Source organism: Veillonella montpellierensis (assembly GCF_947090115.1).
GTDB lineage: Bacteria > Bacillota > Negativicutes > Veillonellales > Veillonellaceae > Veillonella > Veillonella montpellierensis.
On record NZ_CAMUMS010000006.1, the window covers coordinates 83,660 to 103,364 of the forward strand.

Annotated in this window: 2 protein-coding genes; one reads left to right on the forward strand and one right to left on the reverse strand. The window is 41.4% G+C overall.

Annotated features, from left to right (window positions below; all coding sequences use genetic code 11):
* The first annotated feature begins 18 nt into the window (after window positions 1–18).
* A complete protein-coding gene (locus P6940_RS04380; protein ID WP_277293308.1) occupies window positions 19–17,076 on the forward strand; it encodes an ESPR-type extended signal peptide-containing protein in 17,058 nt (5,685 codons plus the stop codon).
* Between the two features lie 619 nt (window positions 17,077–17,695).
* Here the strand turns inward: P6940_RS04380 and poxB are convergent.
* A complete protein-coding gene (poxB, locus tag P6940_RS04385) occupies window positions 17,696–19,441 on the reverse strand; it encodes a ubiquinone-dependent pyruvate dehydrogenase (protein WP_277293309.1) in 1,746 nt (581 codons plus the stop codon).
* Window positions 19,442–19,705: the final 264 nt, after the last annotated feature.

Genomic DNA, 19,705 nt, shown 5'->3' on the forward strand with positions numbered 1-19,705 from the left:
AATAAAAGAGTATGAAACATGAATAAGATTTATAAAGTTATCTGGAGTCGCGTAAAACATTGTTATGTGGTCGTGTCAGAAATTGCAAAACGAGAGGGGAAAAGTACGAATACGACTGGTCTAGCACGCCATCGTGCGGCTATCTTGGCAGTGGCCACTTTGTGCCTCGTTGGAGGAGGCGCGTTGCAGACGGTAGAGGCGGCTGATCGCTACATGGCAGTCTACGACCCACAGGCTCTCGAAGAGGATATGCGTAATAATAGGAAACAATGGGGTAATGATAATGATCAGCCAAAACCGACTAATATGGACTATGGGACCTTTGGGCTTATGTCTAGTTGGGGCCGCATCGATAAACGATTTGGGCTTATTACTGGGGTGGATACGTTTGGAAGACAAATAGATGATGGTCTAAAATTTAGAACGTCACTGGGTGCTAAATTTTACAATCTTGGATTTGGTGCCAGTACGTTTGGTTATGGATCCACGGCTGATGGGTCAAAGGCAACTGCTTTGGGGTATGGATCCTATGCAAAGGGAGCTGATGCGCTAGCAGTTGGTGGACTTGCAAAGGTAACAGCGGATCAAGGGGTAGCTATTGGCGCTAATACCATTGCTGGTAATCAAGCAACTGCCGTCGGGACAGACTCAAAGGCTACTGGGTATGCATCGATTGCTATCGGTAGTGATGATGGACAGCCAGATGCCATGAAAGGCGGAGAGTTTGCCGATAGATATCCGATAGAAACTATCAATAAAATATTTGCAGATTTGCGTAAGACGAAGAGTGATGCCGAACTATTTGATAGTAAATATGCGCTCACCCCAGGTGTCGTTGACCGCCGCGTATGGTCACCAAACTATGCACGTGGACAAGTATCCATCGCTATCGGTGCCCGTGCGGTTGGGTATGGTAATGCGTCTACCGCAGTAGGGGCATTGGCCTTTGCCTTGGGTGAACACTCCACAGCAATTGGTGTGCGTTCCTACGTATCCTATCATGCACCAGGTGGGATGGCCCTGGGCGAGTTAAGCCGTGTTATGGCGAAAAACGGTCTAGCCGTTGGTAATCTATCCTATTCCGATAAACAAGGATCTGTTGCCTACGGGTATGACGCAAAAGCGGTGGGGGATAATTCCATCGCTATTGGGCACTCTGTTGGTGCGAACGTCGAATTGACCCAAGATTCTAAGAATATATTAGAAAAGGTACTAACCTATCGTGTGGCAACGAACCCTACTAGAGTGTCTGGTACATCGCTAGAGACGACAGAAGATCGGCTTACCTATTTAGATAAATTGAAGGAAGAATGGGCGGAGAACCAGAACCGTCAAATAGGCGAAGTCGTTGGTGCTGACTTACAACGTCATGTGGAATATGCAAAAAAGCAATCCACCGTTATGATTAATGGCAAACAAGAAGGGGCCACTAACGCCATCGCCATCGGTCGACGGGCCTATGCTGAGGGGGATAATTCCATGGTAATGGGGTCTTTGTCCCTAGGAATGGGAACCAATTCTCTCGGTATTGGTCATATGACCTATACATCGGGGGATAACGCCACCGCCATCGGTATGGAAGCGATTGCAACAGCTAAAAATAGTATGGCCATCGGTGTCAAATCTTATGCAAACCTAGAAAACTCCATCGCCATCGGTGTTAACAGCCGTACGGACTATACGAAGGAAGATCTAGAAAAAGATGGCTGGGTACCACGTGGGGCAATTTCCTTTCCATCGTCCACACAAGTGGGCATCGTATCCGTTGGTTCCGTTGGACAAGAACGTCGTATCGCCAACGTAGCGGCCGGGTATCGTGATACCGATGCAGTTAACGTATCCCAATTGCGGAGTATCGAAGATCGCTTTACCAATAACCTACCCAATGATGATGTGGCCAATCCATTTGCCTACACATCCATCGAAAAAAATAAGGGCGATGCAAAGGATGTACTTCCATTGCAACGAAAAGATATCGACTATCGTAAATACGTTCATTACCGCACAAAACAATTGGAAATCATGTTGAAGGAAAGAGGCGGCGAACGCATCGATAACGACTTCAAACAACGTATCCAGAATGAGGTTAAAAAATTAGCGGATAATAGAGAGAATGCATACGGCATTCAATCGACTGGACTAGCTGGTATTAACGATGTAGATGCCTTGTTGGCAGAGTTACAGAAGATAGACCCTAAGTTTAAAGATAAAACCAATATCGAACAGGCGTTGACCGTGTTGTCCACCCGTAAAAAAGAACTCTTAAAGGATACCTTGAAAAAATCATTGAGTCCAGATGACTTGAAAAAGTTGGGTGCTACGAACTATTTAAATGACGGGGCCCAAGGTAAGGATGCTATCGCTATCGGATATAAAGCATTGGCATTAGGGGATGACGGTATTGCCATCGGCAAGAACAGCCATGTACCACAAAACATTAAGGGCGGTATTGCCCTCGGTACCGATGCACTAGCCGATCGCGATAAGGGACAATTTGCCTACGACCCAAAAACAAATAGAGCCTTTGCTAATGATGGTGAAGCGAAACAGGCAGAAGGTGGCTTACGAGCTATGAAATCGAGCGGTGCCGCTCTATCCATCGGTAATGGAAAGGTAGCACGCCAAATCATCAACGTTGCTGGCGGTACAGAAGACACCGATGCGGTGAACGTGGCACAATTAAAACGATTGGGTGCTAGCGTTGACACCAAGGTGGATACTAAATTAAACGATGTACTTAATAAAGGGCTTAAATTCCATTTCGATCCTGAGTGGGGCGGTACGCCTACAGTGGGTGTAAAACAAGATGATTCAGCACGGATACTTATTAAAGGAAAATCTGAAGGCTATAACAGTGATCCAAGGAGTGAATTCGCTGAAGGGAATATCGGCGTTTTTGGACACGATTTTGACATAGATAAGAAAAAGGGCACGAAGGAAAAAGGTCTTATTCTTACACTTAAGAAGAATATGACGGGCCTAGAAAGCATCGAATTATCGAAAGATGGTAATACGGTAAGATTGGGTAGTTCAGGCATCAATATGGGTGGTCAAAAGATTACTGGCATGGCGGAAGGTGCATTAAATGCTAATAGTACCGATGCCGTAACAGGTAAACAACTATATGCGGTGAAAACACAGTCAGAAAACTTGGAAACTACTGTAAATACTCAATTAGGGCTTAATATTACTGCTGACGGTGGAGGAGATCCATGGGTCGGTATTGGCACTAAGACAAACCAACGTGGTATCATCGCCTTTGGTGTACAAGGTGGGGAATCTGATACAAGCAAATTGACCACCAAGGAGGATAAGAATATCGGTGTCATTGTAAGTCGTGAAAAGAATAACGATCCACACCAAAATGACGATAAGATAATTACACAAGTGCGGTTGGCAAAAAATCTTACAAACCTAGAAAGCATCGGACTCAAGAAGAATATTGATGGGAAAGATTATACAGTCCAGTTGAAGGGTAATGGCATCGATATGGGCCAAAACAAGATTACCAACATGGCAGATGCTACCTTGAGTGCGACAAGTAACGACGCCGTGACAGGTAAACAACTGTACGAATTACAGCAAACAGTAGATGGCAAGGCGGATACAGGATTAACAAATATCACAAATGGCGCTAAAGATGTAATTACTGGCTTAACGAATGTAGTCGGCACGGGGGCAGTGACTGTAACACCGACAACTGATAACAATACTCGTACGAAAACTTTTACCGTTAACGTGGCGAAAGATGGGCAAATTGCTGATAATAATACAGGCCTTGTAACTGGTGGTACCGTAAAAGCGGCCTTAGATAGCGTTGGTTTTAATATTGCTGGTGACACTGGCAGCCAACCCAAAATTGCCGTTACACCAAGCCCAAAAGGTGTTCAATTGAACATTAAGGGGAATACGGCGAAAGATGCTGAGTTGTCGGAAGGTAATATTGGTGTCGTTGCAGCTAGTGCTAAAGATGGTAATCCACCTACATTGAACGTAAAACTCGCTAAGAAATTAGCTAATTTAGAAGAAATCAAACTTTCTAAAGATAATAAAACTGTTACTCTTTCGAATACAGGCATCACGATGGGTAGCCAATCGATTACTGGCATGGCGGATGGTGCATTGAGTGCTGATAGCACCGACGCTGTTACAGGTAAACAACTGTACGGCTTGCAAGAAAATGCTAGCAATATTAATGTGGCTAACTGGACTACAGCACTCGGTACAGGTACCATCGGCGGTAAAAACGATGCGAACCTCGTAACTGGCGCTACCGTAAAAGCTGCGTTAGATAAAAAAGTAGATACGACTACCTACAATACTGGCATGGCTAGTAAAGTAGATACTTCGACCTACACTACTGGTATGGCTGGTAAAGTAGATACTGCGACCTACAATACTGGTATGACTGGTAAGGCGAATACTGCATTGGATAATATTACTGATGCTGGTAAAGATGTCATTACGGGCTTAGTGGACGTCAAAGGCGCAGGTGGCGCTACCGTAACATCTGCTGTGGATACAACTGGACGCAAGAAAACATTCACTGTAACAGTCGCAAAAGATGGTAAAATCGCTGATGATGACACAGGCATTGTCACTGGTGGCACTGTAAAAAAAGCATTAGATGATAAAGTAGATACGACTACCTACACTACTGGCATGGCTGGTAAAGTAGATACGACTACTTATACTACTGGTATGACTGGTAAAGCGAATATTGCATTGGACAATATTGATGATGCGGGTAAAACTGTAATCAAGAATTTAGCAGGAGAACAAATTAATACGACTGTTAATGAAACCTATGTAACTGGTAAAGTGAAAAAGGGCAACCTTACTTCTACCACCCTTGACATTCAAGGTGCTGGAAAACTTGTAGGTGACAATCTTACTATCAACATTAAAGATCAAAGCATTACAAAAGCTAAATTGGATTCAACCCTATCTAGCGAGTTAGATGGTAAAATGGCATCTTGGGTATTGAAAGCGTCTTCGGATGCTAATGCAAAAGATGAAGAAGCAAAAAAAGGTAAAACAATTGATAATACCAATAACGATGTTATCTTTGATGTAGCTACTGAAGACGCATCAAAAGGCTTGACCGTTACTCGTGCTGGTAACAAGATTACTTACGGTATTAATAAAGGGGAATTGGCGAAAGCAATCGAAGGAGACATTATTAGTAATATCAATAGTAACTCGACACCAATCGAGAACATATCGGCTAACTTCTCCATCAGTGATAAAGATAATACGAATACAAAGAATATAAGCTTAACCAAAACATCCCATCCTACGATTCAATTCTTAGGAGAAAAAGATAAAATCGATGTAACCGTAGGCGGTGATGCAGCGGCTCCAACCGTTACCGTGACAGCGAATGCTAAACTAGGCGAAAACCTTGATATTAGTAATAATAAAAGTGTTAAAGATATCAATACTGCAATTACTAACATTACCAAGACTGATGGCGCACTTTCCAATAAAGCTGATAAAAATGCAACCAACATTGATGATAAAGCGAAAGCAAGCTGGATAGCTAAACTTGGCGATGGTACCATCGACGAGAAAGCAACGAATGCGAACCTTGTAACTGGCGCTACCGTAAAAGCTGCGTTAGATAAAAAAGTAGATACGACTACCTACACTACCGGCATGGCTGGTAAAGTAGATACTGTGACCTATACTACCGATATGGCTGGTAAGGCGAATACTACATTAAGCAATATTGATGATGCTGGTAAAGATGTCATTACGGGCTTAGTAGATGTAACAGGTGCAGGTGGCGCTACCGTAACATCTGCAACGGATAAAGATAGCCATATCAAAACATTCACAGTAACAGTTGCAAAAGATGGTAAAATTGCTGATAAGGACACAGGCATTGTCACTGGTGAAACTGTATACAACTATGTACATCCGATAGCAGAGCAAGTGACACAAAATGCGGGGGATATTACTACTCTTAAAACAAATGTTACGAACTTAAATAATAACTTAACAGCTGGTTTCAATCTAAAAGTTGGCGAAGACTCTAGTGCGGTAGTCCTTAATGCTAAGGCTGCACCAACCGTTGAATTTGCCGTAGAAAAAGCTGATGCAGGTTTAACCGTTAGTAAAGCTGGCAATAAGATTACCTACGGCATTGATGGTAGTAAAATTGATTTAGCTGGTAATACAAGCATTACGAATATCAATAGTAGAATTGATGATATCACTGCACAAAGCGGTGGTGATCTTTCCAAGAAAGCTGATAAAGATGCAAAGAACATTGATGATGCAGCGAAAGCAAACTGGATAGCTAAACTTGGCGGTGGTACTATCGACGACAAAGCAACGAATGCGAACCTCGTAACTGGCGCTACCGTAAAAACTGCGTTAGATGGTAAAATGGCGTCCTGGGTATTGAAAGCGTCTTCAGATGCTAGTGAAGAAGCAAAAAAAGGTCAAACCATTGACAATACCAATAACGATGTTATCTTTGATGTAGCTACTGCAGACGCATCAAAAGGCTTAACCGTTACTCGTGCTGGTAACAAGATTACTTACGGTATTAATAAAGCGGAATTGGCGAAAGCAATCGAAGGAGACATTATTAGTAATATCAATAGTAACTCGACACCAATCGAGAACATATCGGCTAACTTCTCCATCAGTGATAAAGATAATACGAATACAAAGAATATAAGCTTAACCAAAACATCCCATCCTACGATTCAATTCTTAGGAGAAAAAGATAAAATCGATGTAACCGTAGGCGGTGATGCAGCGGCTCCAACCGTTACCGTGACAGCGAATGCTAAACTAGGCGAAAACCTTGATATTAGTAATAATAAAAGTGTTAAAGATATCAATACTGCAATTACTAACATTACCAAGACTGATGGCGCACTTTCCAATAAAGCTGATAAAAATGCAACCAACATTGATGATAAAGCGAAAGCAAGCTGGATAGCTAAACTTGGCGATGGTACCATCGACGAGAAAGCAACGAATGCGAACCTTGTAACTGGCGCTACCGTAAAAGCTGCGTTAGATAAAAAAGTAGATACGACTACCTACACTACCGGCATGGCTGGTAAAGTAGATACTGTGACCTATACTACCGATATGGCTGGTAAGGCGAATACTACATTAAGCAATATTGATGATGCTGGTAAAGATGTCATTACGGGCTTAGTAGATGTAACAGGTGCAGGTGGCGCTACCGTAACATCTGCAACGGATAAAGATAGCCATATCAAAACATTCACAGTAACAGTTGCAAAAGATGGTAAAATTGCTGATAAGGACACAGGCATTGTCACTGGTGAAACTGTATACAACTATGTACATCCGATAGCAGAGCAAGTGACACAAAATGCGGGGGATATTACTACTCTTAAAACAAATGTTACGAACTTAAATAATAACTTAACAGCTGGTTTCAATCTAAAAGTTGGCGAAGACTCTAGTGCGGTAGTCCTTAATGCTAAGGCTGCACCAACCGTTGAATTTGCCGTAGAAAAAGCTGATGCAGGTTTAACCGTTAGTAAAGCTGGCAATAAGATTACCTACGGCATTGATGGTAGTAAAATTGATTTAGCTGGTAATACAAGCATTACGAATATCAATAGTAGAATTGATGATATCACTGCACAAAGCGGTGGTGATCTTTCCAAGAAAGCTGATAAAGATGCAAAGAACATTGATGATGCAGCGAAAGCAAACTGGATAGCTAAACTTGGCGGTGGTACTATCGACGACAAAGCAACGAATGCGAACCTCGTAACTGGCGCTACCGTAAAAACTGCGTTAGATGGTAAAATGGCGTCCTGGGTATTGAAAGCGTCTTCAGATGCTAGTGAAGAAGCAAAAAAAGGTCAAACCATTGACAATACCAATAACGATGTTATCTTTGATGTAGCTACTGCAGACGCATCAAAAGGCTTAACCGTTACTCGTGCTGGTAACAAGATTACTTACGGTATTAATAAAGCGGAATTGGCGAAAGCAATCGAAGGAGACATTATTAGTAATATCAATAGTAACTCGACACCAATCGAGAACATATCGGCTAACTTCTCCATCAGTGATAAAGATAATACGAATACAAAGAATATAAGCTTAACCAAAACATCCCATCCTACGATTCAATTCTTAGGAGAAAAAGATAAAATCGATGTAACCGTAGGCGGTGATGCAGCGGCTCCAACCGTTACCGTGACAGCGAATGCTAAACTAGGCGAAAACCTTGATATTAGTAATAATAAAAGTATTAAAGATATCAATACTGAAATTACTAACATTACCAAAAATGGTCTTTCTATTCCTGGCAAAGACGGCAAATCCATTGCCGGTTTGAACGGTAATGATGGCATTGGTCACTTAGGCTTAACTGGCGCTAAAGGTGATGATGGTAAATCACCAAGTATCGACATGACCGCTATTAAAGGGAAGGCTGGCGTTGATGGTAAAGATGGTATTACACGGTTACAATATGTAGACGAAAATAATAACCCTCATCAAGTAGCAACCTTGGAGGATGGCTTGAAATTCACTGGCAACAACTCGGCGGTAAATAAGCATCAATTAAATAGTACCGTTAAGATTGTTGGTCAAGGTCTTGTTAGTGCAGATGACGCTACCTATGACGGTAAAGGTACAGACAAAGATACAGACAAAAACCAAAAAGCATTCTTGTCGGATAAGAAAACTAAGTTTGAAGGTACCGACGATAATATCGGTGTTATCTCCAATGGCACTGATACATTAACCGTATCCTTGTCGAAGAATGTTAAAAACCTCGATAGCATTGGTAGTAAGAAAGTGGTTATCGGCGACCCAGATAAAGGTGGCAAAGGTAAAGGCAAGGTGACTACTTTAAGTACTGACGATGAAGGCAAGTTAGTCTTACAAAAAGGTACTGATGAAACTGCACCAAAAGAAGCTATTTTGACAGCCACTAGAGAAGAGGTAGATAATGGCGATGGCACTAAGACACCTACTGATATCATTAAGCTTGGCGAAGGACCAACTACACCAAATGGTACAGATGGCGTTAATGGCACCATCGGTGTTAATGGTAAAGATGGTACATCTAAGGTTGGTATCGACGGTCAAAAAGGTGTGACTGTCACTGGTACTAATGGCAAAGATGGCAAGGACGGTAAAAATGGTACTGTAGGTATTAATGGTACCGACGGCATCACGGTAACAGGCCATACAAATGGTGAAGATGGTAACAATGGCAAGGATGGCACAATCGGTATCAATGGTACTGATGGCATATCTATGACCGGCGAAGCTGGTAAAAATGGCGTTTCCATCAAAGGCGAAGACGGGAAAACACAAGTGGCCGGCTTGAACGGTAAAGACGGTGTTGGTCATTTAGAATTAGCTGGTAAAGACGGTACACCAAGCATCGACATGACCGCTATTACAGGCAATACTGATGTCGATGGTGATTCGACTAAAGAGGCAGATAAAATTACCCGTTTGAACTATAAAGATAAAGCTGGTAAGGATCATCAAGTGGCAACCTTAACGGATGGCATGAAATATGCTGGCGATAACGCTAAGGCTGATGGCACTAACGTATTAAAGAAGAAGTTAAATAACCAAGTGGACATCGTTGGTGATATTGGCGAGAATAAAACAGTAGATGACTTTACAGAAGGTAATATTGGTGTCTTTGCTAACACTACTGATGGCAAATTACATGTGAAATTAGCGAAAGATATTAAAGCGAATACGCTTACCTTGGAAGATAGCGATACTCCGCAAGATCCAGATAAGAAGAAACCAATTACCTTGACGAATAAAAAAGGTGGTCTCTACATTGGTACCCCAAAAGCAGACGATGGTAACAAAGTAGTTACTCAGTCGGAATTATCAAACTCATCACAGGCGGGTCAAAATGCGTTACAAACCATTCAAGTAAAAGCTGATGGAACTGATGTTAAAACATTGAAAAAACCAACAGATACTGATACAGCAGCGAATGTCCTTGAATTTGAAGCTGGTGAAAACGTACAAATTGCTAACGATGGTGGCAAAGTTAAAATCTCGGCTACGAGAGACCAAAGCGCAGATACAATTACTGTAGGCGTAGCAGGTAAAGATGGTAAAGATGGTCATATCGGCGTTGATGGTAAAGATGGTAAGTCTGGTGTAGGTATTGACGGTAAAGATGGTATCACCTTAAAAGGCGAAGCTGGTGAAAAGGGACTTTCCATCAAGGGCGAACCTGGTAAACCGGGTGACCCAGCACCTACAATAGCCGGCTTGAACGGTAAAGACGGCATTGGTCACTTAGGCTTAACTGGCGCTAAAGGTGCTGACGGTAAAGCACCAAGTATCGACATGACCGCTATTAAAGGGGCTGCTGGCGTTAATGGTAAAGATGGTATTACACGGTTACAATATAAAGACGAAAATGATAACACTCATGAAGTAGCAACCTTGGATGACGGCTTGAAATTCATTGGCAACAATTTGGCGGTGAATAAGCATGAATTAAATAGTACCGTTAAGATTGTTGGTCAAGGTCTTGTTAGTGCAGATGACGCTACCTATGACGGTAAAGGTACAGACAAAGATACAGACAAAAACCAAAAAGCATTCTTGTCGGATAAGAAAACTAAGTTTGAAGGTACCGACGATAATATCGGTGTTATCTCCAATGGCACTGATACATTAACCGTATCCTTGTCGAAGAATGTTAAAAACCTCGATAGCATTGGTAGTAAGAAAGTGGTTATCGGCGACCCAGATAAAGGTGGCAAAGGTAAAGGCAAGGTGACTACTTTAAGTACTGACGATGAAGGCAAGTTAGTCTTACAAAAAGGTACTGATGAAACTGCACCAAAAGAAGCTATTTTGACAGCCACTAGAGAAGAGGTAGATAATGGCGATGGCACTAAGACACCTACTGATATCATTAAGCTTGGCGAAGGACCAACTACACCAAATGGTACAGATGGCGTTAATGGCACCATCGGTGTTAATGGTAAAGATGGTACATCTAAGGTTGGTATCGACGGTCAAAAAGGTGTGACTGTCACTGGTACTAATGGCAAAGATGGCAAGGACGGTAAAAATGGTACTGTAGGTATTAATGGTACCGACGGCATCACGGTAACAGGCCATACAAATGGTGAAGATGGTAACAATGGCAAGGATGGCACAATCGGTATCAATGGTACTGATGGCATATCTATGACCGGCGAAGCTGCTCAAAATGGCGTTTCCATCAAGGGCGAAGACGGTAAAACACAAGTGGCTGGCTTGAACGGTAAAGATGGCATTGGTCACTTAGGCTTAACTGGCGATAAAGGTGAAGATGGTAAAACACCAAGCATCGACATGACCGCTATTAAAGGGAAGGCTGGCGTTGATGGTAAAGATGGTATTACACGGTTACAATATGTAGACGAAAATAAAACAGCTCATGAAGTAGCAACCTTGGATGACGGCTTGAAATTCATTGGCAACAACTTGGCGGTGAATGCACACAAATTAAATAGTACCGTTAAGATTGTTGGTCAAGGCCTTGTTAGTGCAGATGACGCTACCTATGACGGTAAAGGCACAGACACAGATACAGACAAAAACCAAAAAGCATTCTTGTCGGATAAGAAAACTAAGTTTGAAGGTACCGACGATAATATCGGTGTTATCTCCAATGGCACTGATACATTAACCGTATCCTTGTCGAAGAATGTTAAAAACCTCGATAGCATTGGTAGTAAGAAAGTGGTTATCGGCGACCCAGATAAAGGTGGCAAAGGTAAAGGCAAGGTGACTACTTTAAGTACTGACGATGAAGGCAAGTTAGTCTTACAAAAAGGTACTGATGAAACTGCACCAAAAGAAGCTATTTTGACAGCCACTAGAGAAGAGGTAGATAATGGCGATGGCACTAAGACACCTACTGATATCATTAAGCTTGGCGAAGGACCAACTACACCAAATGGTACAGATGGCGTTAATGGCACCATCGGTGTTAATGGTAAAGATGGTACATCTAAGGTTGGTATCGACGGTCAAAAAGGTGTGACTGTCACTGGTACTAATGGCAAAGATGGCAAGGACGGTAAAAATGGTACTGTAGGTATTAATGGTACCGACGGCATCACGGTAACAGGCCATACAAATGGTGAAGATGGTAACAATGGCAAGGATGGCACAATCGGTATCAATGGTACTGATGGCATATCTATGACCGGCGAAGCTGCTCAAAATGGCGTTTCCATCAAAGGCGAAGACGGTAAAACACAAGTGGCTGGCTTGAACGGTAAGGATGGCATTGGTCATTTAGAATTAGCTGGTAAAGGCGGTACACCAAGCATCGACATGACCGCGATTACAGGTGATACTGATGTCGATGGTGATTCGACTAAAGAGGCAGATAAAATTACCCGTTTGAACTATAAAGATAAAGCTGGTAAGGATCATCAAGTAGCAACCTTAGATGACGGCATGAAATATGCTGGTGATAACGCTAACACTAAAGTATTGGCTAAGAAGTTAAATAGCCAAGTGGACATCGTTGGTGATATTGGCGCTACTAAAACAGAAGCTGACTTCACATCAGCTAATATTGGTGTCTTTGCTAATACTACTGATGGCAAATTACATGTGAAATTAGCGAAAGATATTACTGGATTAGACAGTGTAACAGCCGGCAAAGTTAAGGCAACTAATGAAATTGTTGTGGGCGATCCAGATAAAGGTGGCAAAGGTAAAGGCAAAGTAGCTACCTTGACAACTAGCAATGATGGCAAGTTAATGTTACAAAATGCTGACGCTGATAAGCCAAGAGAAGTCTTAACAGTCACCGAGACGAATAATACAACGACCATTATCCTTGGTGAAGCTGGTAAAGCTGGTAAAGATGGTAAAAACGGTCATATCGGTGTAAATGGTAAAGATGGAAAACCAGGCGTAGGTATTGACGGTAAAGATGGTATCACCTTAGAAGGCGAAGCTGGTAAAAACGGCGTTTCTATCAAGGGCGAACCTGGTAAAAACGGTGAACCAGCACCTACAATAGCCGGTTTGAACGGTAAAGATGGCATTGGTCATTTAGGCTTAACTGGCGCTAAAGGTGATGATGGTAAATCACCAAGTATCGACATGACCGCTATTAAAGGGAAGGCTGGCGTTGATGGTAAAGATGGTATTACACGGTTACAATATGTAGACGAAAATAATAACCCTCATCAAGTAGCAACCTTGGAGGATGGCTTGAAATTCACTGGCAACAACTCGGCGGTAAATAAGCATCAATTAAATAGTACCGTTAAGATTGTTGGTCAAGGTCTTGTTAGTGCAGATGACGCTACCTATGACGGTAAAGGTACAGACAAAGATACAGACAAAAACCAAAAAGCATTCTTGTCGGATAAGAAAACTAAGTTTGAAGGTACCGACGATAATATCGGTGTTATCTCCAATGGCACTGATACATTAACCGTATCCTTGTCGAAGAATGTTAAAAACCTCGATAGCATTGGTAGTAAGAAAGTGGTTATCGGCGACCCAGATAAAGGTGGCAAAGGTAAAGGCAAGGTGACTACTTTAAGTACTGACGATGAAGGCAAGTTAGTCTTACAAAAAGGTACTGATGAAACTGCACCAAAAGAAGCTATTTTGACAGCCACTAGAGAAGAGGTAGATAATGGCGATGGCACTAAGACACCTACTGATATCATTAAGCTTGGCGAAGGACCAACTACACCAAATGGTACAGATGGCGTTAATGGCACCATCGGTGTTAATGGTAAAGATGGTACATCTAAGGTTGGTATCGACGGTCAAAAAGGTGTGACTGTCACTGGTACTAATGGCAAAGATGGCAAGGACGGTAAAAATGGTACTGTAGGTATTAATGGTACCGACGGCATCACGGTAACAGGCCATACAAATGGTGAAGATGGTAACAATGGCAAGGATGGCACAATCGGTATCAATGGTACTGATGGCATATCTATGACCGGCGAAGCTGGTAAAAATGGCGTTTCCATCAAAGGCGAAGACGGGAAAACACAAGTGGCCGGCTTGAACGGTAAAGACGGTGTTGGTCATTTAGAATTAGCTGGTAAAGACGGTACACCAAGCATCGACATGACCGCTATTACAGGCAATACTGATGTCGATGGTGATTCGACTAAAGAGGCAGATAAAATTACCCGTTTGAACTATAAAGATAAAGCTGGTAAGGATCATCAAGTGGCAACCTTAACGGATGGCATGAAATATGCTGGCGATAACGCTAAGGCTGATGGCACTAACGTATTAAAGAAGAAATTAAATAACCAAGTAGACATCGTTGGTGATATTAAAGACAAAGATGTAAACCATTTCATATCAGGTAATATTGGTGTCTTCGCCTATGATGGCAAATTGCATGTGAAATTAGCGAAAGATATTACTGGATTAGACAGTGTAACAAGCGGTATAGTTAATGCAACTAATAAAATTGTTGTGGGCGATCCTGATAAAAATGGCAAAGGTCAAGGCAAAGTAGCTACCTTGACAACTAGCGATGATGGCAAGTTAATGTTACAAAATGCTGGTGTTGATACGCCAAGAGAAGTCTTAACAGTCACCGAGAAGAATAATACAACGACCATTATCCTTGGTGAAGCTGGTGAAAATGGCAAAGATGGTAAAAATGGTCATATCGGTGTAAATGGTAAAGATGGAAAACCAGGCGTAGGCATTGACGGTAAAGATGGTATCACCTTAGAAGGCGAAGCTGGTAAAAACGGACTTTCCATCAAGGGCGAACCTGGTAAACCGGGTGACCCAGCACCTACAATAGCCGGTTTAAACGGTAAAGATGGCATTGGTCATTTAGGTTTAACTGGCGCTAAAGGTGATGATGGTAAAACACCAAGCATGGACATGACCGTGATTGCCGGTAATACTGATGTCAATGGTGATCCAGATAACGACAAGATGACTCGCTTGAACTATAAAGATGAAGCTGGTAATGATCATCAAGTAGCCACCTTAACTGACGGTTTGAAATTTGCAGGCAATAATAAAACTGTAAGTAAACAAACCTTAAATAGTACTGTCCAAATCGTAGGTCAAGGCTTAAAAGCTAGTGATGATGCTGATGGTGAAGCCACATTATCCGATGGTAAAACTAAGTTTGTTGGCACTAACGATAATATTGGTGTTATCTCAGATGGTAATGGTAAGTTAACCGTAGCGTTACATAAAGATGTAAAAGTTGAGACAGTTACTGCAACAGACGGTATTACCGTAGGTAAAGGTGAAGGCGCAGTAGCACTTAAAGGTAAAGATGGTAAATTAGTTCTCGAAGTTAAGGATAAAGAGGGCAATACTACTGACACTAAGGAAGTTTTGACAACCGGATCCTCTTCTATTACAGTTGGAGAAAAAGCGGAAAAACCATCTGCTGGTAAGGCAGGTAAGGAAGGTCAAAATGGTACAATCGGCGTCAATGGTAAAGATGGTTCGGCAGTAGTTCTTAATGGTAAAGATGGTTCCATCGGTTTGAATGGTGAAAACGGTAAAGATGGTATCAGTATTCGTGGTGAAGCTGGCAAAAATATTGATGGTAAAGATGGCAAAGATGGCATCAATGGCAAGACAGGTATTGACGGCACTGATGTAACTCGCATTGTGTACACTGAAAAGGATCCAGATGGCAAAGATAAAAAAGATGCTGATGGTAAACCGATTACACACCAAGTGGCAAACTTAGATGACGGCATGAAATATGCTGGTGATAATGCTGACACTAAAGTATTGGCTAAGAAATTAAATAACCAAGTAGACATCGTTGGTGATATTAAAGACAAGAAAGAAAAAGATTTCACAGAAGGTAATATTGGTGTCTTTGCTAATACTGATGATGGTAAATTACATGTGAAATTAGCAAAAACGCTTGAGAAATTAGATAAGGTGTCTACAAAGAAAGTGGTTATCGGCGACCCAGATAAAGGCAATGTCACTACTTTAAGTACTGATGATACAGGTAGGTTAGTCTTACAAAAAGGCACTGATGAAAAAGAACCAAAAGAAACAATTTTGACAGCCACTCAAGTTACCGATCCTACTGGTAAGGTTGTGGGTGATGAATTGCATCTTGGTATCGGTAAAGATGGCATTAATGGCAAAATCGCTGTTGATGGTAAAGATGGTAAATCTAAAGTAGGTATTGATGGTACTGATGGAATCACTATAACTGGACATACAGATGCTAAAGATGGTCAACCAGCTAAGGATGGTACGATCGGTATTAATGGTACTAATGGTATTACTATGACTGGTAAGGCTGCTGAGGCGGGTATTCAAATTGAAAATGGACCAGTCCTAAATGCTAAAGGCCTTGATATGAAGGACAAAGGCATTACAGGATTGGGGGCTATTTCTGCTAAGACGATCAACGCTACTGATGATAAAGGAAATACAACCGTATCTATGAATGGCAAGAACGGTACACTTTCTTTTGCTGGCACTACAGGTACTGATGGTAAAGCAATTCCTGGCGTTACATTGGGCACTAATAATGGACGACTTGTCGTTTTGGATGACAATAATAAGCCTAAAGACACAGTCGCTCTAGTTAGCGATTTACAAGATGTTGTTAATAAGACAGATACTGCTATCATGAAGATTGATAGAAATGTTAGAAATGTCGGTGCCAATGCAGCAGCTATGGCGATGCTTAAACCATTACAATATGATCCATTGGAACCAACACAAATTATGGCAGCAATTGGATCTTATCGAGGCACACAAGCGGCAGCCATTGGTTTGTCCCATTATACAAATGAAAGCACTATGTTCAATGTCGGTGTATCCGTTGGTGCTGGCAATAATATGATGGGTGTTGGTGTTACACGTAAATTTGGTTCTTCTGCTGATGAACGAGCTGTTCCAGACCGTTATAAAGCAGGTCCAATTAGTTCTGTTTATGTAATGCAAGATGAAGTAACTGCATTGAAAGCAGAAAATAGACAAATTAAAGCAAGCTATTATAAAGTACTTCAAGATAATGAAGAAATGAAAGCTAAATTAGATGCGTTGATGAAAAAATTGGGACTATAATGATATGTGTAGACCGATTATATGATTAGTATAGGATGCAATAGACCGATTGCCCACTACGTAGAGTGTATCGTGTATGTGAACGATACGCATCTACGGGGCTAAGGTATATGGTATCGTAAGCTCTTCATTAGACAATAAGGGACTGTTGTGAAATGATGATTTCTTTCACAACAGTCCCTTTTGTATCGATTCTTACATTATTCATTTGATACCAATCGGTATAATACATGGAGACTCTTATATGAAGAAATGATTGGTATATAAAATGCTTACTGGAAAGAATTGATTGATAGATAATCATTACTTATGGAAATGTTACAACTATATAAGTCCTAGTATACGTGATAGGTAATGATGTATAGAGATAACCTATAGATATGGATTGTTTAGTTCTACGTACGATATAGGTAGAGATATTGATCATAAGTGAATGGAGAGTAGACGTCATACTATAGTTAGACAATCTAGAAACATTTCGTTACAAAGTGAATAGTGGCGTAGACATCATAATATAAGAAGAACCAAGTATAGCTCGTCTATCATATAGACAAGCGTGTACTTGGTTCTTTTGGTATACGAAACGTATGAAATTAGAGAGGCACTACATTATTTTTTATTAATAGAGGGATTTGTATTTAACCCAATTTGTTTTGGCGAGATCAATCAACTCTGTGCCACGACCATCAAGCATGGCTTTTACTAAGAAACGACCAAAGCCAGCGGCCTGTTTCATATCAATTTTAGGTGGCATAGCCAATTCTTGATCATTCACCGCTACGTCGATGATAACGGGTCCATCATGTTGAAAGGCTTCTTTTAATTTTGCATCTACATCGGTTACAGAGCTATCAATATGAACACCTTTGATGCCGATGGCTTCTGCCATGTCGGCAAAATTTGGATTATCTAATTTGGTAGCATAGTCAAGATAGCCAGACGCACGCATTTCTAAGGCGATAAAGTTTAAATCGCCGTTATTAAAGACCACTACTTTTACAGGTAAGTTGAGCTGTTTTAAGGATAATACGTCGCCCATCATCATGGTAAATCCGCCATCTCCAGATAAACTGATAACTTGGCGATTAGGACAAGCCGATTGGGCCCCAATAGCATGCATCATAGCATTGGCCATGGAACCGTGATTAAAGGAGCCGAGCAAGCGACGTTTGCCATTCATGTGAAGATGACGAGCGGACCATATAACGGGGGTACCTACGTCAAAGGTGAAAATAGCATCTTCGTCAGCTAAGGCGTTAATGCGATTGACCACATATTGTGGATGATGGGCATCGCCACTTTTAGCAGGTACAGCATAGCTATCTAAATCACTTCTAAATTTTTTGAAAGTTTTCTTAACGCGATCAGAAAATTCAGTAGATTCTTTTTGTTTGATTTTCGGTAGAAGTATCTGTAACGTATCTTTTACATCACCAATAATGCCTTGGGTTAATAGAGCACGACGGCCTAAGGCACTTGGATCATGATCAATTTGAATTACTTTTGCATTGCTTGGATAGAATGGTCGATAGGGAAAATCGGTGCCCAACATGAGTAATAGGTCACAATTATCTACTGCTTCATATCCGGATGTGTAGCCGAGAAGGCCAGTCATACCTGCATTATAGGGATTATCCCATTCCACCCATTCTTTACCCCTAAAGGCGTGAACCACAGGGGCGTGTAATAAAGAGGCTAATTTTACTACTTCATCATGAGCCCCAGCACAGCCAGCACCGCAGAACAAGGTTACTTTATCAGCGGTTTGTAGATGGTTAGCTAAGGTGTTTATTTCTTCTTCTTGCGGGATAATGTGAGGCGCTACTGGTGGTTTCCATAAGGCGGTATCAGGCGCTTTCATTTCCATAATGGATACATCTCCAGGAAGAACGATAACGGCTACACCCTTTTTACCAATCGCCGTGTTCATAGCGCGGTATAAAATTTCTGGCATTTGTTTAGGATTCGTCACTAATTCCACAAATTCACTACATTCTTTGAATAATTCTTGAGGATGTGTTTCTTGGAAATAGTGGAGTCCAATTTCCGTAGAAGGAATGTGGGTAGCAATGGCTAAGACTGGCACATGATTACGTTGACAATCAAATAAACCATTAATCAAATGTAAGTTGCCAGGCCCACAACTGGCAGCGCAGACTGCTAATTTTCCAGTAATCGCTGCTTCGGCTCCTGCTGCAAAGGCGGCTGTTTCTTCGTGACGGATATGTTGAAATTGGATACGTCCGTCGCGGCGTAAGCTATCATTGATGGCATTAAAGCTATCACCAGTTAGTCCATAAATGCGTTCTACTCCAGCAGTGGCTAATACATCAACTAATATATCAGCAATAATTTTTTTTGGCATACGGTTCATCCTTTCCTTGGTTACTTTATAGAAATACTTTATGTTGGTTGAAGATTCATAGTTATTCTTTTAATATTGAAATCTATCAATCTATTATATGATTCTTTTTATGAACTACATGTGAAATCATACTATATGTATATGATAACATATTAATAGTATTTATCAATATATGTTTTCTAGGTGATTTTATAGGCGATAGGATATATCGTTTATATGGTGGGGACGGATTGTAATAGGTTATCATTCAAGAGATTATTTTGC